General features: G+C 72.9%; 13 protein-coding genes. 8 read left to right on the plus strand and 5 right to left on the minus strand.

The window, feature by feature from the left end; all coding sequences use genetic code 11:
- Positions 1-106: 106 nt before the first annotated feature.
- Genes IG78_RS44345 through IG78_RS0128925 form a run of 3 tightly spaced genes read left to right on the plus strand, consistent with a single transcriptional unit; the run spans position 107 to position 5242 of the window.
- Entirely contained in the window at positions 107-3652 is a 3546-nt protein-coding gene (locus IG78_RS44345; RefSeq protein WP_051853026.1) for a polyketide synthase, read from the plus strand.
- Positions 3649-4869 carry an L-prolyl-[peptidyl-carrier protein] dehydrogenase gene (gene redW / locus IG78_RS0128920; protein ID WP_030568386.1) on the plus strand — a complete coding sequence of 407 codons (1221 nt, stop codon included), beginning with the start codon at positions 3649-3651 and terminating at the stop codon, positions 4867-4869. Before IG78_RS44345 ends, redW begins: the two co-directional genes overlap by 4 nt.
- A 16-nt stretch (positions 4870-4885) precedes the next feature.
- Positions 4886-5242 carry a RedY protein gene (locus tag IG78_RS0128925; protein WP_051853027.1) on the plus strand — a complete coding sequence of 119 codons (357 nt, stop codon included), beginning with the start codon at positions 4886-4888 and terminating at the stop codon, positions 5240-5242.
- A 90-nt stretch (positions 5243-5332) separates the two neighbouring features.
- Here the strand turns inward: IG78_RS0128925 and IG78_RS52240 are convergent, their stop codons facing one another.
- From IG78_RS52240 to IG78_RS0128950, 5 genes are all read right to left on the minus strand, one after another.
- Entirely contained in the window at positions 5333-6010 is a 678-nt protein-coding gene (locus tag IG78_RS52240; RefSeq protein WP_030568389.1) for a response regulator transcription factor, read from the minus strand.
- A gap of 415 nt (positions 6011-6425) precedes the next feature.
- Complete coding sequence (locus tag IG78_RS0128935) at positions 6426-7736, minus strand: hypothetical protein (RefSeq protein WP_030568391.1); 1311 nt, start codon at positions 7734-7736, stop codon at positions 6426-6428.
- A gap of 13 nt (positions 7737-7749) precedes the next feature.
- Positions 7750-8511, minus strand: coding sequence for a 4'-phosphopantetheinyl transferase family protein (locus IG78_RS0128940; protein WP_030568393.1), 762 nt, complete (start codon positions 8509-8511; stop codon positions 7750-7752).
- Positions 8512-8515: 4 nt separating this feature from the next.
- On the minus strand, positions 8516-9427 hold the full coding sequence (locus IG78_RS0128945; protein ID WP_030568395.1) for a DUF6206 family protein: 912 nt from the start codon (positions 9425-9427) through the stop codon (positions 8516-8518).
- Between the two features lie 54 nt (positions 9428-9481).
- Positions 9482-10840 (minus strand): beta-ketoacyl-[acyl-carrier-protein] synthase family protein, encoded by a 1359-nt coding sequence (locus tag IG78_RS0128950; RefSeq protein ID WP_225881910.1) that lies wholly within the window; start codon positions 10838-10840, stop codon positions 9482-9484.
- A gap of 415 nt (positions 10841-11255) precedes the next feature.
- Here IG78_RS0128950 and IG78_RS0128955 point away from each other — a divergent pair, with 415 nt between their 5' ends.
- From IG78_RS0128955 to IG78_RS0128975, 5 genes are all read left to right on the plus strand, one after another.
- Positions 11256-12287, plus strand: a complete 1032-nt coding sequence (locus tag IG78_RS0128955; RefSeq protein ID WP_030568399.1) for a beta-ketoacyl-ACP synthase III — start codon at positions 11256-11258, stop codon at positions 12285-12287.
- Positions 12288-12371: 84 nt separating this feature from the next.
- A complete protein-coding gene (locus tag IG78_RS44350) occupies positions 12372-12680 on the plus strand; it encodes an acyl carrier protein (protein ID WP_030568400.1) in 309 nt (102 codons plus the stop codon).
- A gap of 7 nt (positions 12681-12687) precedes the next feature.
- On the plus strand, positions 12688-12948 hold the full coding sequence (locus IG78_RS0128965) for an acyl carrier protein (protein ID WP_030568402.1): 261 nt from the start codon (positions 12688-12690) through the stop codon (positions 12946-12948).
- Positions 12945-14825, plus strand: a complete 1881-nt coding sequence (locus tag IG78_RS0128970) for an aminotransferase class I/II-fold pyridoxal phosphate-dependent enzyme (protein WP_030568404.1) — start codon at positions 12945-12947, stop codon at positions 14823-14825. The genes IG78_RS0128965 and IG78_RS0128970 overlap by 4 nt, the downstream gene beginning before the upstream one ends.
- 5 nt (positions 14826-14830) lie before the next feature.
- Entirely contained in the window at positions 14831-16648 is a 1818-nt protein-coding gene (locus IG78_RS0128975; protein ID WP_078964713.1) for an amino acid adenylation domain-containing protein, read from the plus strand.
- Positions 16649-16657 lie beyond the last annotated feature (9 nt).

Genomic DNA, 16657 nt, shown 5'->3' on the forward strand with positions numbered 1-16657 from the left:
TTCTCCACACTCCCTCCACAAACTGCTTGCCCTTTGAATTGCGTTGTTCTCCGCACGCCGGAGTGCGCGCTGGCGCAAGCCCGCCGACGACCGCAGGAGCAGCCGCGTGACGACGTTTGATCCGCAAGCGCGCCGGTCCTGGCCCGCGCGGCCAGGGGAGCCCATCGCGATCGTCGGGATCGCCGAGCTCGATCCGGGCACGCTCGACGACGTCGTCGTCGACGTGGCCCGGTTCGGCATCCCGCCGATGCAGGCCAAGTCCATGAACCGGATGCAGCTCCTCATGCTGGAGGCGGCACGGCGGTGCCTGGCCGACGCGGGCCACCCGGACCGGCCGCTGCCCGCCGAGCGCACCGATGTCATCACCGGCCTGTGCTTCGCCCTCGACCGGCAGCACGCCAACGCCCTGCGCGTCGAACTGCCCCGGTACGCACGCGAGGTGGAGCGCGCCGCGAGCGCCGCGGGCGCGGAGCCGGACAGCGCGGCGCGCGCCGCCGAGGAACTGCGCGCGATCCTCACGCGACGGCTCGGCGGCTCGCCGCACGACCGGGTCGGCGAGATGGCGAGCACCATCCCCGCACGGATCGCCGCGGCCTTCAAGCTGCGCGGCCGCACCCTCGCCGTCGAATCGGCGGAGGCCACGTCGTTCGTGGCCGTCTCACAGGCGGTGCGGCAGTTGCGTGCGGAAGTGTCCGACGCGGCCCTCGTGCTCGCGGGGCAGCGCCGTGAAAGTCCGTACGTGGCGCGGGCGTTGGCCGCGAAGCTGCGCGGGGGGTCGGAGGTGGGCGGGCCGGAGCGGCCCGGCGGCGAAGGGCCGCCCGCGCTGCCGCTCACCGAAGGCGTCGGCGCCGTCCTCCTCAAGCGGCTCCCGGACGCCGTCCGTGACGGGGACCGCGTCTACGCCACGATCCTCGACTGCACGCTCCGCCACGATCCGCTGCCCGGCTGCTTCCGGCCGTCGCGCTCCACCGCGCTGCGGCGGCTCGCGGCGGAGGAGTCGCTGCGGGCGGCGGGTGCCGATGCGGACACCGTGCAGTACGTGGAGGCGGTGGAGTCCGCACTCGGGCCCGGCGTCGACACCGGCCACCCTTCCTTGGCCGCCGATCGCCCCTCCGCGGACGTCGGCCACCTCTCCGTGGACGTGAGTCGCCCCTCCGCGGACGTCGACCGCCCTTCCGTGGATGTGGATAGTCCTTCCGCGGACGTCGGCCACCCCTCCGAGGACGTCGGCCACCCCTTCGCGGACGTCGGGCACCCCTCCGTGGACGTGAGTCGCCCTTCCGTGGACGTCGGCCGCCCTTCCGCGGACGTGAGCCGCCCTTCCGTGGACGTGGATAGTCCTTCCGCGGACGTGGGTCACCCCTCCGCGGACGTGAGCCGCCCCTCCGCGGACGTCGGCCACCTCTCCGTGGACGTGGATAGCCCTTCCGTGGACGTGGGTCGCCCTTCCGCGGACGTGGGTCACCCCTCCGCGGACGTGAGTCGCTCCTCCGCGGACGTGAGTCGCTCCTCCGCGGACGTGAGTCGCTCCTCCGCGGACGTCGACCGCCCCTCCGCGGACGTGGGTCACCCCTCCGCGGACGTGAGCCGCCCTTCCGTGAACGTGGATAACCCTTCCGTGAACGTGGGTCACCCCTCCGCGGACGTCAGCCACCCCTCCGCGGACGTCGGCCACCCCGTGGACGTGGATAGCCCTTCCGCGGACGTCGGCCACCCCTCCGCGGACGTGGATAGCCCCTCCACGGACGTGAGCCGCCCCTCCGTGGACATCGGCCACCCCTCCGTGGACGTCGGCCGCGTCCTCGCCGGCGCTGTCCTCGGCACCGGTGACGGCCGCGCGTTCGCCCATGCGGGGCTCGCCGCGCTCGCCAAGGTCGCGTCCGCGCTGCATGACCGGAGGTATCCGGTTCCGGGCGGGGCTGTCGCCGTGGGTCCCGGCACACGTACGGGCGCACCGTGGACGGCGGGCGTGCGGGCCGGTGTGCCGCGGCGGGCCGTGGTCCATGGGGCGTCGCTGACCGGGACGTTCTGCCATCTCGTACTGGAGGAACACCCGGGCACGGCGTCCGGCGGCACCGCATCCGTGGGCAGGGGCCCCGCCCCGGTTCCTGGGCGCACCGGGTGGCTCACGCCGGGACGCCCCCGCGCCCGGCGTACCTGGGCCGCCGCCACGCGTGCCGTGCCGATCGCGGTGGTCGGGCTCGGTGGGCGGTTCGCCGGGGCCGACGACGCGGCCGGGTTCTGGCGTGTCGTGCGATCGGGCCGCACCCGCATCGCGCCCGTACCGGACAGCGTCCTCGACCGGGAGCTGTACCACTCCCCCGGCGCCCTCAGCCTCACCCACACCTATACCGACCGCGGCGGCCATGTGCCGGTGCCCGCCGAGCCGCCGGAGGACCCGGCGGTGCTGCCGCCGCGGTACGCGGTGCTCGACGGCGCGCAGCAGCTCGCGCTCACCGTCGCCGCGGAGCTGTTCGCGCCGTGCCGCACCCGGGGGCGGCCCACCGGGCGCGGCATCGTCGCCGTCGGCGGCACCCTCGGGCCGACACGGGAACGGCGCGCCCACACCGCGCTCGCCCTCGGCGGCCTCGACGACACTGTCACCGGCCTCGCGGCGCTCGGGGGCCTGTCCGCGCTGCAACGCAAGAAGCTCCTCGAGCGGCTGCGGGAACGGACCGGCGCGACCGGCCAGGACGAGCGTGGCGACGCCCTCGCCCCCGCGCTCCTCGACGGCTGTCTGGCCAGCGGCGTCGCCGCGCTGCTCGCCAACGAGTACGGGCTCGAAGCGGTGCCGCTCGCCGTGGAGGCCGCCTGCGCGTCCTCGCTCGCCGCACTCGACATCGCCGTCGGCGAACTGCGCGCGGGCACCGTGGACTACGCCGTCGCGGGCGGCGTCGAACTCGCCTGCACCGTGAGGGACATGGTGTTGTGCTCGGCGCTCGGCCTCCTTTCGCACGGCACGAACGCACCGTTCGACGCCACGGCGGACGGGTTCACCCCCGGTGACGGCTGCGGTCTCTTCCTGCTCAAGCGGTACGACGACGCGCGCCGCGACGGCGACCCGATCCACGGTCTGATCCGGGCCGTCGGCGCGTCCAACGACGCCAAGTCCCTCATCGCACCGGACGTCGACGGCCAGGTGCGCGCCATGCAACGGGCCTTCGCTCAGGTCGACTTCGAGCCCTGCACCGTCGACTACCTGGAAGCGCACGGCACCGGCACCAAGGTCGGCGACCGCGTCGAGATCGCCGCGGCGGCCCGGCTGTACGCGGGCGGGCCACGGGCCGAACCCCTGCGGATCGGCTCCGCGAAGTCGTTTTTCGGCCACACCTTCGCGGCGGCAGGCAGCGCCGGGCTGCTGCGCACCCTGCTTGCCCTGCGGGCAGCGACGCTGCCGCCCAACACCTCGCTGCGGACGCTCAATCCGGCACTCGGCCTCGCCGCCATCCCGGCCGAGATCCTCACCAGGCCCGAACCATGGACCCGGCCGCCCGGCAGGCCGCGGCGCGCGGCCGTCAGCTCCTTCGGCACCGGCGGCATCAACTACCACGTCCTCGTCGAGGAGCAACCCGACGACCGCCATGTTCGTGACGTCCGCGACGTTCGCGACGACGGCGACGAAGTCCAGGAAGAGGAGGTCCGGCCGCGATGAGCCGCACCCACAGCACCACCACCGAGGCCGAGACGCAGGACATGTGCGCCGAGACGCAGGACATGTGCCGCGCGGTGGAACAGTTCGCCCGGCGTGATCTCGGCGAGCCGCCGCAGCCTTCGGATCACGCGGAGTTCCGGCGGCGCTGGCTGCTCGCGGGCAGGCAGGGCCTCGTCGGCAGTGTCGTACCCGAGCGCTACGGCGGCAGCGGCCTGGACGCCGTGGCGGCGACCGCCGTCCTGGAGGCACTGGGCCACGGCACGCCCGACACCGGGTTCGCGTTCTCCGTCGCCGCGCACCTGTTCGCCGCCGTGATGCCGATCGTGGAGTTCGGCACCGAGGAGCAGAAGCAGCGCTGGCTGCCCGCGCTCTGCTCGGGCGAGCGGATCGCCGCGCACGGCATCACGGAGCCGGAGGCCGGTTCGGACACCCTGGCCCTGCGGACCCGGGCGGTGCGCGAGGGCGACCACTACGTCCTGGACGGAGCCAAGGCGTTCACGACGAACGCGCCCGTGGCGGACGTCCTGGTGGTGCAGGCGGCGACGGCGCCGGGCGGGGGCTTCTTCGGGCTCACGGCGTTCGTCGTCGACGCGGACACGCCGGGGCTCACGGTCGGGCCCCCGTACGACAAGGTGGGTCTTCGCGGCTCGCCGACGGCGGATGTGCGGCTCGACGGGTGCGTGGTGCCCGCGGACCGTGTCCTGGGCGCCGAGGGCGCGGGGGCCAGTGTCTTCGCGGGGTCCATGAAGTGGGAGCGCACCTGTCTGTTCGCGGTGTACCTGGGCGCGATGCGGCGGGTGGTGGAGTCCACCGTCGACCATGTGCGCGAGCGCGAGCAGTTCGGCGTACCCATCGGCGGCTTCCAGGCGGTGAGCCATCGCGTCGTCGACATGGTCCTCGCCCTGGAGTCGGCGCGGCTGCTCCTGCACAAGGCGGCGCGGGGGCTCGCGCGGGGCAGCGAGGACGAGGTCGCGCCCGCCCTCGCGAAGCTCGCCGTGAGCGAGGCAGCCGTACGGATCGGTCTTGACGCCGTGCAACTACGGGGCGCGCTGGGCGTTCTGACGGGTAATGACGCCGAGACCCTGCTGCGGGACGCACTGCCCGCACGCATCTTCTCCGGGACCAACGAGATCCAGAAGAACAACATCGCCCGCGCGCTCGGTCTCGGCGGCAGCCGCCCCACGAACCGCCGCCGCGCCACCACCCCAACTAGCTGACGGGATGTCACCCACCATGTCCTCCGCCGCTCCCGAACACGGCTCCGCCACCCCCACCGTCATCGTGCACCGCATCCGCCTGCACGAGGGCGTGGCACCGGAGCGCTTCGAGTCCTGGGTCCGTGACGTCGACTACGCGACCTGCCCGCAACTGCCGGGTGTGGTGGCGTTCGCGGTGCTGCGCGTACCCGACGCCGAAGCCACATCGCCCGGTGAGTACTTCGAGATCATCGAGGTGACCGGCCGGGAGGCTTTCGAACGCGATATGCGAAGCGAGCCATTTCGTCGGCTGGTTGCCGATTTCGAGAAGATGGCCGTGGTGGTGGCCGAGTCGACCGGCGAGCGTGTGGGTTCCGGATACCGATCCCGCTGATGTTGCGAACCGAAAAACCGGGCGGTCGGAACAGGCCGCGGAAACGCGCGGTGAATAAAGTTCAACCGTCCCGACCGGGAACGGCCCCGTTCATCCTTCTTGGCCCCGGAATTCAGCGGTCCGTCCAATGGCCGCCATTAATCCTGTTTCATAGGCGATGGCGACTGCCTGGGCGCGTGTGCTCACACCCATCTTGCGGAGCACATGGTGAACATGGGATCTGACGGTCGCGAGGGACACCGAGAGTTCCGCGGCGACTTCCGCATTCGACTTGCCCTGCGCGAGCAGCACGATCACCTCGGACTCGCGCGGGGTGAGCTCCGCCGCCATCTCCGCGGAGCGGCTCGTCCACCCCTGCCGCTCGGGCAGCCGCTGCAGGCTGCGCCGGGCGGCGGCCGGCATCACCATGGTGGCGCCCGCGCTCACCGTACGGAGCACGTGAATCAGGTCGTCGGCGGAGGAGTCCGGGGCGAGGACCGCTCTGACGCCGATGCACAGGGCCTCGACGGAGCGGTGCGCGGACTCGGCCTTGGCGATGAGGATGATCTTCGTCAGGGCGGCGAGCGCGGCGAGCTCGCGTTTGTCGTCAAGGCCGAGCGCGGGGGCCACCACGATCATGACGTGGGGTGCCATCTCGGCGACGGCCGCGGCGGATTCACGGCCGGTGGCATAGCCCGTGACCTCGATGTCCGGCTGCTGATCGAGCAGCGCACGCATCGCCGCGGACATGATCGACTCATCGCAGCACACCAGGACTCGGATCTTCATGGGTCGCCGCCTCACCACATCCCGTTCGGCAGCGTCCCGCCGCCGCGCCGGTCGCACCGGACCGCGCCTTCCGTCACGGCAGCACACCGGGGCAGACCGGCCGCACCGGCCCGGCGGTGACTTCCGGAAGGTGCTCCTTGCAGCAGTTCCCCATCTCGCCGCCCCCTGTTGAATGACACGACCATGCGCCTTCGGGTACCCCTCGTCGCCGCCGCCCGTAAACCCGTAAACGAGTCCGCCGCGTGTTCGATTTGCGCTTTACCCTGCCCCTCCTTCGCTCCGCCGACGTATCGGGGCAGACGTGCGGGTGCGGAATATTCCATCCGCACTGCAACAGTATGTGGCCGCAACTGGTCTCTGCGCGAGGGTTAATGAAAGAAGCATGAGAATGGCTCGAAACGGCGCGGAGCGAAAGTCAGATCCAGCGTATGGGTGCGCCTGCGGAGCGCCGCGGGGAGCGCGGGAACTCGGTGGTGGGCCACCCCAGACGGCTCACGAAGAAGGCGCGCCCAGGAATATCGAGGCGCGACTGGAAGGCGGCCCGCACGTCCTCGTGCTGGAGTACGACACTCACGGGGTGCAGGACGAGCCCGGCCCGGGTGGCACACAGCCAGTAATCGGCCAGTCGCGCTCCGCCCTTCACGGCGTCCTCGACCGTCGGCGCGTGCTCGACCGTCGGCGCGTGCTCGGTGGTCGGCCCGCGCCCGGTCGTCGGCGTGCCCCCGGCGGTCGGCTCGCTCCGGGTGAAGCTCATCGCGACGACGGCCGGGGTGGGCCGTACGACGAGCGCGAGCCTGCGGGCGAGCAGGCGGTCGTAGCCGGCGTGGCTGAGCAGTCGCATCGTCGCCGGGGCAAGCGCCACGCGCAGTGCCTGCCGGCGCGGCCACGGAAGTGGCCCGAAGAGCTGGTCGAGGGCGAACCCGTCACCGCGCGCGGTGGCCGCCGCCGCGGTGGGCCGCAGATAGGCGTGGGTCTCGCGCCAGGCCGTGCGGTGGCTGAAGTCGCGGCCTCCGTACCGCGCCACCAGGTCCGCGAACGCCGCGCGGTCGGCGCCGGAGGTCAGGTGCCGTACGCCGACCTCGGCGCCGCGGGCCGCACCGCGGCCCGACGGGGTCGCCAGGCCGTCCAGGAGGGCGGGGCGGACCGGATGGGGGCGGTAGGGCGCCCGATTGGTGCGGCGCGCCCTCGCGGCGGTGCGCAGGGCCGCCAGCTCCCCGGCGCGCTCCGCCGTCCCGGCCGTGGGCCGCAGTTGCACGACGCACAGGGCCGCCCAGGCGTGGGGCCAGTCGGTGCCGGGCAGCCGTAACCCTGGCACCGGCTCGCCCTCCGCAGGACCTGCCGCGAAGCGCAGGGCGTCCACGGTCCAGCCCTGCGCGTCGAGGGCCCGCAGCAGGAGCTGCCCGTACAGGCCGCAGCTCAGTAGCATCTCGACGGCGTGCGCGGGCAGCGCGCGCAGACTGCGGCCACCGTCGAGCCCGAGTACGAGGTACTGACACGTTCCGTCGGCACCCTCTCCCGAGGACGGCGGTTCGTTGCCGCCCTCCTCCAGCAGCCGCGCCGCCGCCGCCCGCGACTCGGCGCCGCGCGCCCACGCGAGCGCCCAGGGCTGGCAGTTGTGCGACGAGGGACTGAGCACGGCGATCCGGGCCGCCGTGTCCAGGGCGTCGGCGAACCGGACGGTTCCGGCGGGTGCGGCGGCGGGGCGGGGGGCCCGGTCGGTGGTCATCGTCGTGTTCTCCTCAACTCCACACGAGGGCAAGGGAGTAGCCGTCGACCTCTCTGGCCCAACTGTCCAGGCGGGCGGCGTTCGCGGTGGGGGCGTAGCGGCGCAGCCCGGGGCCGGGGCGCCAGGAGAAGCGGCCGTCGGCACGCCAGGCGGTGAGTTCGACCTCCCGGGTGTCGACGCGCAGGCCGAAGCCGAAGTGTTTGAGCACGGCCTCCTTGCAGGCCCAGCGCAGCGAGAGCGGCATGGTGGCGAGCAGGGGGCAGTTGGGCGCGGTCGGGGCCAGGAGCTCGGCGAGCGCCCGGGGCACCTGGCGGGTGCGTTCCAGGTCGATGCCGAGCGTACGGGGGCCGCAGGCGGCCACGGCCAGGTCGCCGGAGTGGGTGAGGCCGACCTCCACCGGCGCGTTCACCGTGGGCTTGCCCGCCCTGATGCCCCGGGGCACCGGGTCCACGCGCACGTCCCGGGTGTGGACGTGGCCGCCGCCGTGGCGGCGCAGATACGCGCTGACGCCGTGCTTGAGGGCGAGGCGCCCGGCCGTCCACTCCACGCGCCGCTTGGGTACGGGGAGTTCGGCGGCCCGGGCCGCCTCCTCGGCGGACAGGTGTCTGGCCTGGATCGCGGCGCGGTCCGCTTCGTCGCGGGCCCGCATCCAGGCGATGGACACCACGGCCAGGGTCAGGGGGCCGCGGACATGGGTTATCCGCAGGGGGCGGGTGGGGTCGAGGGTCACGCCGTCGTCGAGAGGGGGCGCCGCGGTACGCGCGATGAGGGCCATGGGGTCAGCGGTCCACCGGGGGCGGGAGCAGGAAGGGGTAGGGCTTGCGCCGCACGGTGCGGTGCCAGAACCGGTCGACGGCGCGCAGCCGCTGGATCAGCTCCCACATCCGGGCGTCGCCCCGGTAGTACGCGGCGACCTCGTCGGCGGTGAGCGGCTTCTCCAGGCGGGCGTTGGCCTGTTCGAGGAACGCGGGGATCAGGGCGCCGAGGCGTTCCTTGTGGAGGTTGCCGAGGAAGTCGAGCAGTACGCCGCGCGTCTCGTAGAACTTGTCGAAGATCGACTTGGCCATGGAGACGCGTACGGCGTCGCGCAGGATCCACGGCAGCGAGGTGAAGAAGAGCCGCACGTCGAGGCGTTCGCGGCCGCGGGCGTCGCGCATCAGCGGCGTGGTGACGTCCAGATAGGTCAGCTCACCGCCCACGTCCATCCAGTTGGATGCCTGCGCGTCGAGGCCGAGCCCGGGGTGTACGGCGGCGTCGACGCCGTCGAGGAAGCGGGCGAAGAAGTTCTTCGCCCAGGTCTCGTCCTGTGTGTGGAGCAGCCGCGAACACAGCCGCTCCCGCGGGAGTTCGCGCTGCACGCAGTAGGCGATGACGCGTCCGCCGGGCCCGCGGGTGTGCCACACCTCGGTGGGGGCCACGGTGAGGCCGCGTTCGGTCAAAAGGCGCAGGTACTCGTCGAGGGAGCGGCGGTAGCGGTCGAAGCGGTCCTGGCCCGGGAAGGCGGGCAGCCGTTTGCAGGCGAAGGACCCCTCGGCGGTGCGGAGCCGCAGGACGAGGGTGATCTCGCCGTATCCCAGGACGTCGAGGGTGCTGTTGGCGCCGCCGCGGGCGTTGTCGTCGGGGGCGCGCAGGGCGTCCTGGACCTGTGTCTCCAGGCGCGCCAGAGCGGTGTGCGGGACCGTGAAGGTCATGGGGTGCCTAACTCTCGGCGCGGTTCGTTCCGGTGTCGGCGGCGCGGGACCGCCTCACGCCGCGGTCACCACGAGCACGGCGTTCTGGCCCCCGAAGCCGAAGGAGTTGCTGACGGCGGCGTCGAGCCGCCGCTCGCGCGGGGCGCCCGCGACGATGTCCAGTTCGACGTCGGGGTCCTGGTGGCACAGGTTGGCGGTCGGCGGCACCCTGCCGTGCTGTACGGCGAGGACGGTGAGCGCCGCCTCGATCGCGCCCGCGGCACCCAGGGTGTGGCCGAGCACGCCCTTGGTGGAGGTGACCGCGGGGCCCGCGCCGAGGAACTTGCGAAGGACCGCTGCCTCGGCCGCGTCGTTGAGCGGTGTGGACGTGCCGTGCGCGTTCACATGGTCGACCTCGTCCGGCATGACGCCCGCCCGTGCGAGCGCCGTACGCAGCGCCAGGAGCACTCCGGTGCCCTGCGGGTCGGGTGCCGTCATGTGGTGGGCGTCGGCCGACGCGCCGTACCCGGCGATGCGGGCCCGTACGGTGGCGCCCCGCGCGCGGGCGTCGGCGACCCGTTCGAGGACGAGCATGCCGCTGCCCTCGCCGATGACGAATCCGTCCCGGTCCCGGTCGAAGGGGCGGGAGGCGGCGGCGGGTTCGCCGGTCCGTCGCGAGAGGGCGCCCATCTGCGCGAAGCCGGTCACCATCAGCGGGGTCACACCGGCCTCGCCGCCGCCCGCGACCACCACGTCGCAACTGCCGTCGCGGAGCAGGGCGAGCGCCGTGCCGACGGCGGTGGCGCCGGAAGCGCAGGCCGTGGCGGTCACCAGGTTCGGTCCTGTCGCGCCCAGGTCCATGGCGAGGTGTCCGGCGACCATGTTCGGCACCAGCATGGGGATCAGGAGGGCCGAGACCGCCTGCGGCCCTTCGCCGAGCATGCGGCGGTGCTGGGTCTCCCAGGTCGCGACGCCGCCGAGGCCGCAGCCCACGACGACGCCCACCCTGGCCCCGTCCCACGTACGCGGATCGAGCCCGCTGTCCGCGACGGCCTCGCGCGCGGCGGCCAACGACAGTTGGCTGAACCGGTCGTGCGTCAGGGCGCTGCGCCGGCCGACGTGCTCGCGGGAGGAGAAGCCGGGCACGGTGCAGGAGATGTCGACGGGGAGCCCCGCGAGGTGCGGGTCCGTCGCGGCGGTGGAGCGGCCCGCGCACACCCCGGCCCAGGTGGCGTCCACACCGATGCCTGCGGCCGTGACAAGGCCCAGGCCGGTGACGGCGATGGCGTCAGTACTGTCGGCGGTGGTGCTGTCGGCGGCCGCGGTGTCGGTGGCGGCGGTGTCGTCGACCGTGTCGTCGCCGGGCGGTGCCGCGTCATCGCCGACGGCCGCGCCCGGTTCCTTCCGGATGGCCCTGCCGTACCTCGTGCTCATCGAATGCGCCCCACCTCTCCGGTCGCTTGAGGTCGAGTCTGCGGGCCGTGCCTGACCGGTCACGCCGCCGAACGCTGACCGATGGCTGACCACGCGGGCTTCGGGCGGGCCGCGCCGCCGCTCCCGGCCCGATCAGCGTGCCGTCAGCGAGCCGTCAGCTTCCGTGACCGTGTCCTGTCAGCCCGCCCCGCGACACTCGAAGTGCACCGCACGGTTGCACGGCGATGCCTCCGACACCGCGGCACGCACCCGGGCCGCGCCCGGGACGCCACAGCCCGAGCCGTCAGCCGATCACCGGCAACCAGCAACCAGCAACCAGCAACCAGCAACCAGCAACCAGCAACAGCTCAGCACCGCCACATCAGTCACACCAGCCACACCAGCGTCCTGCCGTCCGGGAGACCGAGGAGCACGCGTGACCGCACCCCCACCGAGTCAGCCGCCACCGCAGCGGGCCGCGGTCCTCACCGGGGTCGGCGGCTGTCTGCCGCCGACCGTCGTCAGCAACGACGAGCTCGCCGCGCGTCTCGACAGCTCCGACGCGTGGATCCGGTCCCGCACCGGCATCCGGCAGCGGTACTTCGCCGCACCCGGCACCGCCACCTCCGACCTGGCCGTCGGCGCCGGAGCCAAGGCACTCAAGTCGTCCGGCACGCCCGTCGTGGACGCCGTGCTGCTCGCCACCACCACGCCGGACCGGCCGTGCCCGGCGACCGCCCCCACCGTCGCGGCGCGGCTCGGTCTGACCGGCACCGCCGCCTTCGACGTGTCCGCGGTCTGTACGGGCTTCGTGTACGCCCTCGCCACCGCGGCCGGTCTGATCGCCACCGGTGCCGCCGACCGTGTCCTGGTGATCGGCGCGGAGACGTTCTCCACGCTGCTCGACCCCGGGGACCGGTCCACCGCGGTGATCTTCGGTGACGGTGCGGGCGCCGTGGTCCTGCGCGCCGGCGACCCCGCGGAGCCGGGCGCGCTCGGGCCGTTCGACCTGGGCAGCGACGGCGGCAGGGAGGACCTGATCACGGTGCCCTCGGGCGGATCGCGGCAGCGTCTTTCGGGCGTGCCGCCGCAGCCCGCGGACCGCTACTTCGCCATGGACGGCAAGGAGGTGTTCCGGCACGCGGTGCAGCGCATGTCCGCGTCGGCGCGGGCGGTCCTGGACCGCGCCGGATGGGCACCGCGGGACGTCGACCACCTGGTGGGACACCAGGCCAATCTGCGCATCACCAACCATGTGGCCGACGAGGTCGGCATCCCGCGGCCGCGCTGCTTCAGCAACATCGCCGACGTCGGCAACACCGCGGCCGCGTCCATCCCCCTCGCCCTTGACCAGGCCCACAACGACGGTGTCCTGCGGGCGGGCGGACGGGTGCTGCTCACCGCGTTCGGCGGCGGGCTCACCTGGGGGTCGACGGTGCTGACCTGGCCGCGGCTCGACCGCATCTGAGGACTCGCCCGCCATCTGGAGATTCGACCGCAGCCGCGGACCACAACTGGGGCCGGTCGCGCGACAGAGCAGAAGGAGAACCGCATGAGCGAGACACGTGAGACGAGCGAGACGGGCGAGACGTACGGGAGGCTGGTCGATCTGCTGGTCGACCGGTTCGAGGTGGACCGTGCGGAGGTCGCCCCGGACACCAGGTTCGAGGACCTCGACATGGACTCGCTGTTCCTGGTCGAGCTGCTCCTCGTCATCCAGTCCGAGTTCAAGGTCGACATCGGTGAGGACGCGGCGACCCCGGGCGACACGGTCGCGGCGGTCGCCGCACTCATCGAGGGAAGGCGCCCCCTCACGAGCCCGGGCGCCGGTACGGCGTCGATCACCGGAGACCGGGCGTAGGGCGGCCATGACCACCGAAGAGTCGATCATCAACTACATCGCCGACGTCTGGCTAGACGGCGACACCGAAGGCCTCGACGCCCAACTCCCCATCACCGAGCTGAACATCATCGACTCGGCCGGGATCTTCGACCTGGTGCACTACTTGCAGAGCGACTTCCGCGTCACCGTCCCGCTGCAGGAGATCTCCCCGGCGAACTTCCGGACCGTCGACTCGATCGCCGCGCTCGTCGAACGGCTGCGGGCCAAAGGAGAGAGCGTGCGATGACCGACGTCACGGACACCACGGCCCCGCCCGTACCCGACCCCGATGTCCCCCACGGCCATGACAACGCGGCCGTGCAACGGCAGATCGTGGACATCGTGGCCTCGCGGACCCTGTACGACGAGTCGTACCTGCTGCCCGACAGCCACTTCGAGGCGGAGCTCGGCATCGACTCCGTGATCCACGAGTCGATCCTCGCCCTGGTGCGGGAACGCTTCGCGCTCGCCGCGCCGCTGCCCGCGGGTCTGGCGACGATCGGTGAGCTGACCGCCGCCGTGCGGGCCGCGCTCCCGGGCCCCCGGCCCGAGCCGAACGGCCCGCCCGCACCGGCCGCACCCGACGACGACCCCCTCGTCGAAGCCGTCCTCCGCGCCGCCATGCACCACACCCAGTACCGGCGCGACCAACTGGCCCTCGACGCCGACTTCGAGGGGGAGCTCGGCGTCGACTCGGTGGTCCTCGTGTCGATCGTGGCCGACTGCGCCCGCGAACTCGGCCTGCCCGACAACCTCGCGGGCACGCTCACCGCGCCGACGCTGCGCGGTCTGATCTGCGCACTGCGCGACCACATCTCCGCGACGGCCGCCGGCGAGCAGCGGCCCGCGGACGAGGAGACGCCCTGGGACAGCCGGTCCATGAAGGACTTCGTGGAGGAGCGCGACGGCGACCTCTTCGCCAAGACCCGCAGTTTCCGGTCCCATCTGCGTGGCCGCGAGGCCGAACGCCTCTACTGGTACGGCATGCCGCTGCAATCCCGCTGCGGCAACCGCGCGGTCATTCTCGACGAACACACCGGCCGCAAGCGCGAGTTCCTGATGTTCGCCTCCAACAACTACCTCGGGGTCGCCAACCACCCGAAGGTGATCGAGGCAATCTGCGACGCCACCCGCACCTTCGGCGCGACCCACACAGGATCGCGTTTCATCGGCGGCACCAACATGCTGCACAAGGAGCTGGAAAGGCGCCTCGCCGCGTTCAAGGGCCGACCGGCCTGCATCGTCTTCCCGGGCGGGTACGCGGCCAACCTCGGCACCATCTCCGCCCTCGTCAAGAGCTACGACACGCTGGTCGTCGACAAGCTCAACCACATGAGCATCGTCGACGGCGCCCGCCTCGCGGGCTCGGTCCGCAAGATCTACCAGCACAACGACATGGCGGACCTGGAGCGCATCCTCAAGCGCTGCGACGACCGCGGCACCGGCAAACTCATCGTCGCCGACGGCGTGTTCAGCATGCACGGCGACATCTGCGACCTGCCCGAGATCGTCCGGCTCGGCCGCGAGTACGGCGCCCGCGTCATGATCGACGACGCGCACGCCACGGGTGTGCTCGGCGAGCGCGGCTCGGGCACCGCCGAGCATTTCGGCCTCAAGGGCGAGGTCGACCTGGAGCTCGGCACCATGAGCAAGTCCCTCGCGGGCATGGGCGGTTTCGTCGTCGGCGAGGAGGACGTCGTCGAGTACCTGCGCTACTACGCCAGTTCGTACGTGTTCGCCGCCAACATCCCCGCCGGGGTCGCCGCCGGGCTCATCGCCTCCCTCGACGTCATCGAGGCGGAGCCGGAGCGGCTCGTCCGGCTCTGGTCCAACATCCGCTTCCTGCACCGGCAGCTCGCCGACGCGGGCTTCGACCTGGAGAACACCGAGAGCGCCATCCTGCCGCTCGTCATCGGCGACGAGCGCAGGGCCCTGGAGATGGGCAGGGCCGTACGGGCCCGCGGCCTGTTCTGTCAGACGGTGGTGTTCCCCGGGGTGCCGCTCGGAGACGCGCGGCTACGGGTCAGCGTGACCTGCGAACACACCAGGGAGGACCTGGAGACGGCGGCGGGCGTCTTCGTCGAGGCCGCCCGCGAGACCGGCGTCCTGCCGTCGGCCGGGTGAGCGCGATGACCCTCCGTACGCGGGACCTGTTCCGGTCCACCGCCGCCACCGCTCCCCCTGGCCCCTCCGACCCCACCGCCCCCACCGCCCCCACCGCCCCCTGTGAGCAGGCCCGGTCCGCCCTCACCTCACCGTCCGATGTCGCGCTCATCCGCAAACCGTGGCCGCAGGACGCCGGGCAGTCGGCGCGGCCCGCCTTCGTGGGGCCCGGCGCCTGCACGTACGGCGAACTCGCCGCGCAGGTCGCCGCCGTCGCCTCGGGGCTGCTCGGGCTCGGCGCCGAGGTCGGCGACCGGGTGGCGATCTGGGCGGACAAACAGCCGCGCTACGCGCAGGCGATCCTCGCCGCGCTGCACGCGGGCTGCGCGTATGTGCCGCTGGACGGCGGGCAGCCGGTGGCGCGGGTGCGGACGATCCTGGCGGACGCCGAACCCGTCGTCCTCGTCACGGACAGCCGACGCCTGGCGGCCCTCGCCGACCGCCCGCTCCCCGCGTCGGTACGGGCGGTCGTGCTCACGGACGACGAGCCACCGCGCCCCGACGGCGGCGGCAAGGACGAGTCCCGGCGCCCGGCACCGTTCGGCGAGGCGCCTCGTGCGCCCGCCGTGCACGGCTGGTCCGCGTTCACCTCGAACGCCGCGGGTCATGTCGTCCTGCTGCCGTCCCTGGAGCGCGACGACCTGGCCGCGCTCCTGTACACATCGGGGTCGACAGGCACCCCCAAGGGTGTCCGCATCACGTACCGCAACCTCGCGTGCTTCATCCGGTGGGCGCGCGACGAACTCGACGTCGGGCCCGGCGACGTGTTCGCGGGCCACGCCTCGTTCAACTTCGACCTGTCGACCTTCGACCTGTTCACAGCCCTGTCGGCGGGAGCGGGCCTGTGGATCGTGCCGGACGCGGCGACCCGGGACGTGGGCGCGCTCGCCGCGGGCATCCGCGAACACGGCGTCAGCGTCTGGTACTCGGTGCCGTCCGTGCTGCATCTGCTCACGGTCTCGGACGCGCTCACCACCGACACCGCCCGGAGTCTGCGGTACGTCCTGTTCGCGGGCGAGGTGTTCCCGATGCCGCAGTTGCGCGCGCTCGCGGCCCGGCTCACGCCGGACACCGGGCTCTACAACCTGTACGGGCCCACCGAGACGAACGTGTGCACGTACCACCGGGTGCGCCCGGAGGACCTGTCACGGCACGAACCCGTGCCCATCGGCACCCCGCTGCCCGGCGCCAAGGTGTCCGTCGTCGACGACGCGGGCCGGGTGCTCACCGGGCCCGACGCGTTCGGGGAACTCGTCGTCGAGGGCGACTGCGTCACCCCCGGCTACTGGCGCCGCGAGTCCGAGCCCGCGGCGGCCGGGCACCGCCAGGGCCGCCACGCCACCGGCGACCTGGTGGGCCTCGACGACGGCGCCCTCGTGTACCGGGGCCGCAAGGACCGCATGGTGAAACTGGCCGGGCACCGCGTGGAACTGGGCGAGATCGAGGCCGCCGTGCTGCGGCACCCCGGCATCGCGCACGCCGCGGTCGTCGTCACCGACGGCGGCACCGACAGCGGCAACGACACCGGCACCGGCACCGGCACCGGAAGCAGCGACCTCTCGGGGGTCGCCCTCTACTTCACCCTCAGCGGCAGCACCCCGCGGCCCGGACTCATCGAGCTCAAGCGGCACTGCGCGCGGTACCTGCCCCGCTACATGGTGCCGCGCACGGCCACCTGCCTCGACGAACTGCCGCGCAACGCCAACGGCAAGACCGACTACCAGCGCCTCGGCGGCGCGGCGCCCGCTTCCGCCACCGCCCCGCGCGCCGTGCCCGGCAAGTGACGGAGACGT

It is taken from the genome of Streptomyces aureocirculatus, assembly GCF_000720475.1.
Taxonomy (GTDB): domain Bacteria; phylum Actinomycetota; class Actinomycetes; order Streptomycetales; family Streptomycetaceae; genus Streptomyces; species Streptomyces aureocirculatus.

Excerpts from the sequence above, each read along its gene's own strand:
- redW (WP_030568386.1), top strand. The coding sequence starts at position 3,649 with ATGAGCCGCACCCACAGCACCACCACCGAGGCCGAGACGCAGGACATG.
- IG78_RS0128925 (WP_051853027.1), top strand. The coding sequence starts at position 4,886 with ATGTCCTCCGCCGCTCCCGAACACGGCTCCGCCACCCCCACCGTCATC.
- IG78_RS52240 (WP_030568389.1), bottom strand. The coding sequence starts at position 6,010 with ATGAAGATCCGAGTCCTGGTGTGCTGCGATGAGTCGATCATGTCCGCG.
- IG78_RS0128935 (WP_030568391.1), bottom strand. The coding sequence starts at position 7,736 with ATGACCACCGACCGGGCCCCCCGCCCCGCCGCCGCACCCGCCGGAACC.
- IG78_RS0128940 (WP_030568393.1), bottom strand. The coding sequence starts at position 8,511 with ATGGCCCTCATCGCGCGTACCGCGGCGCCCCCTCTCGACGACGGCGTG.
- IG78_RS0128945 (WP_030568395.1), bottom strand. The coding sequence starts at position 9,427 with ATGACCTTCACGGTCCCGCACACCGCTCTGGCGCGCCTGGAGACACAG.
- IG78_RS0128950 (WP_225881910.1), bottom strand. The coding sequence starts at position 10,840 with ATGAGCACGAGGTACGGCAGGGCCATCCGGAAGGAACCGGGCGCGGCC.
- IG78_RS44350 (WP_030568400.1), top strand. The coding sequence starts at position 12,372 with ATGAGCGAGACACGTGAGACGAGCGAGACGGGCGAGACGTACGGGAGG.
- IG78_RS0128965 (WP_030568402.1), top strand. The coding sequence starts at position 12,688 with ATGACCACCGAAGAGTCGATCATCAACTACATCGCCGACGTCTGGCTA.
- IG78_RS0128970 (WP_030568404.1), top strand. The coding sequence starts at position 12,945 with ATGACCGACGTCACGGACACCACGGCCCCGCCCGTACCCGACCCCGAT.
- IG78_RS0128975 (WP_078964713.1), top strand. The coding sequence starts at position 14,831 with ATGACCCTCCGTACGCGGGACCTGTTCCGGTCCACCGCCGCCACCGCT.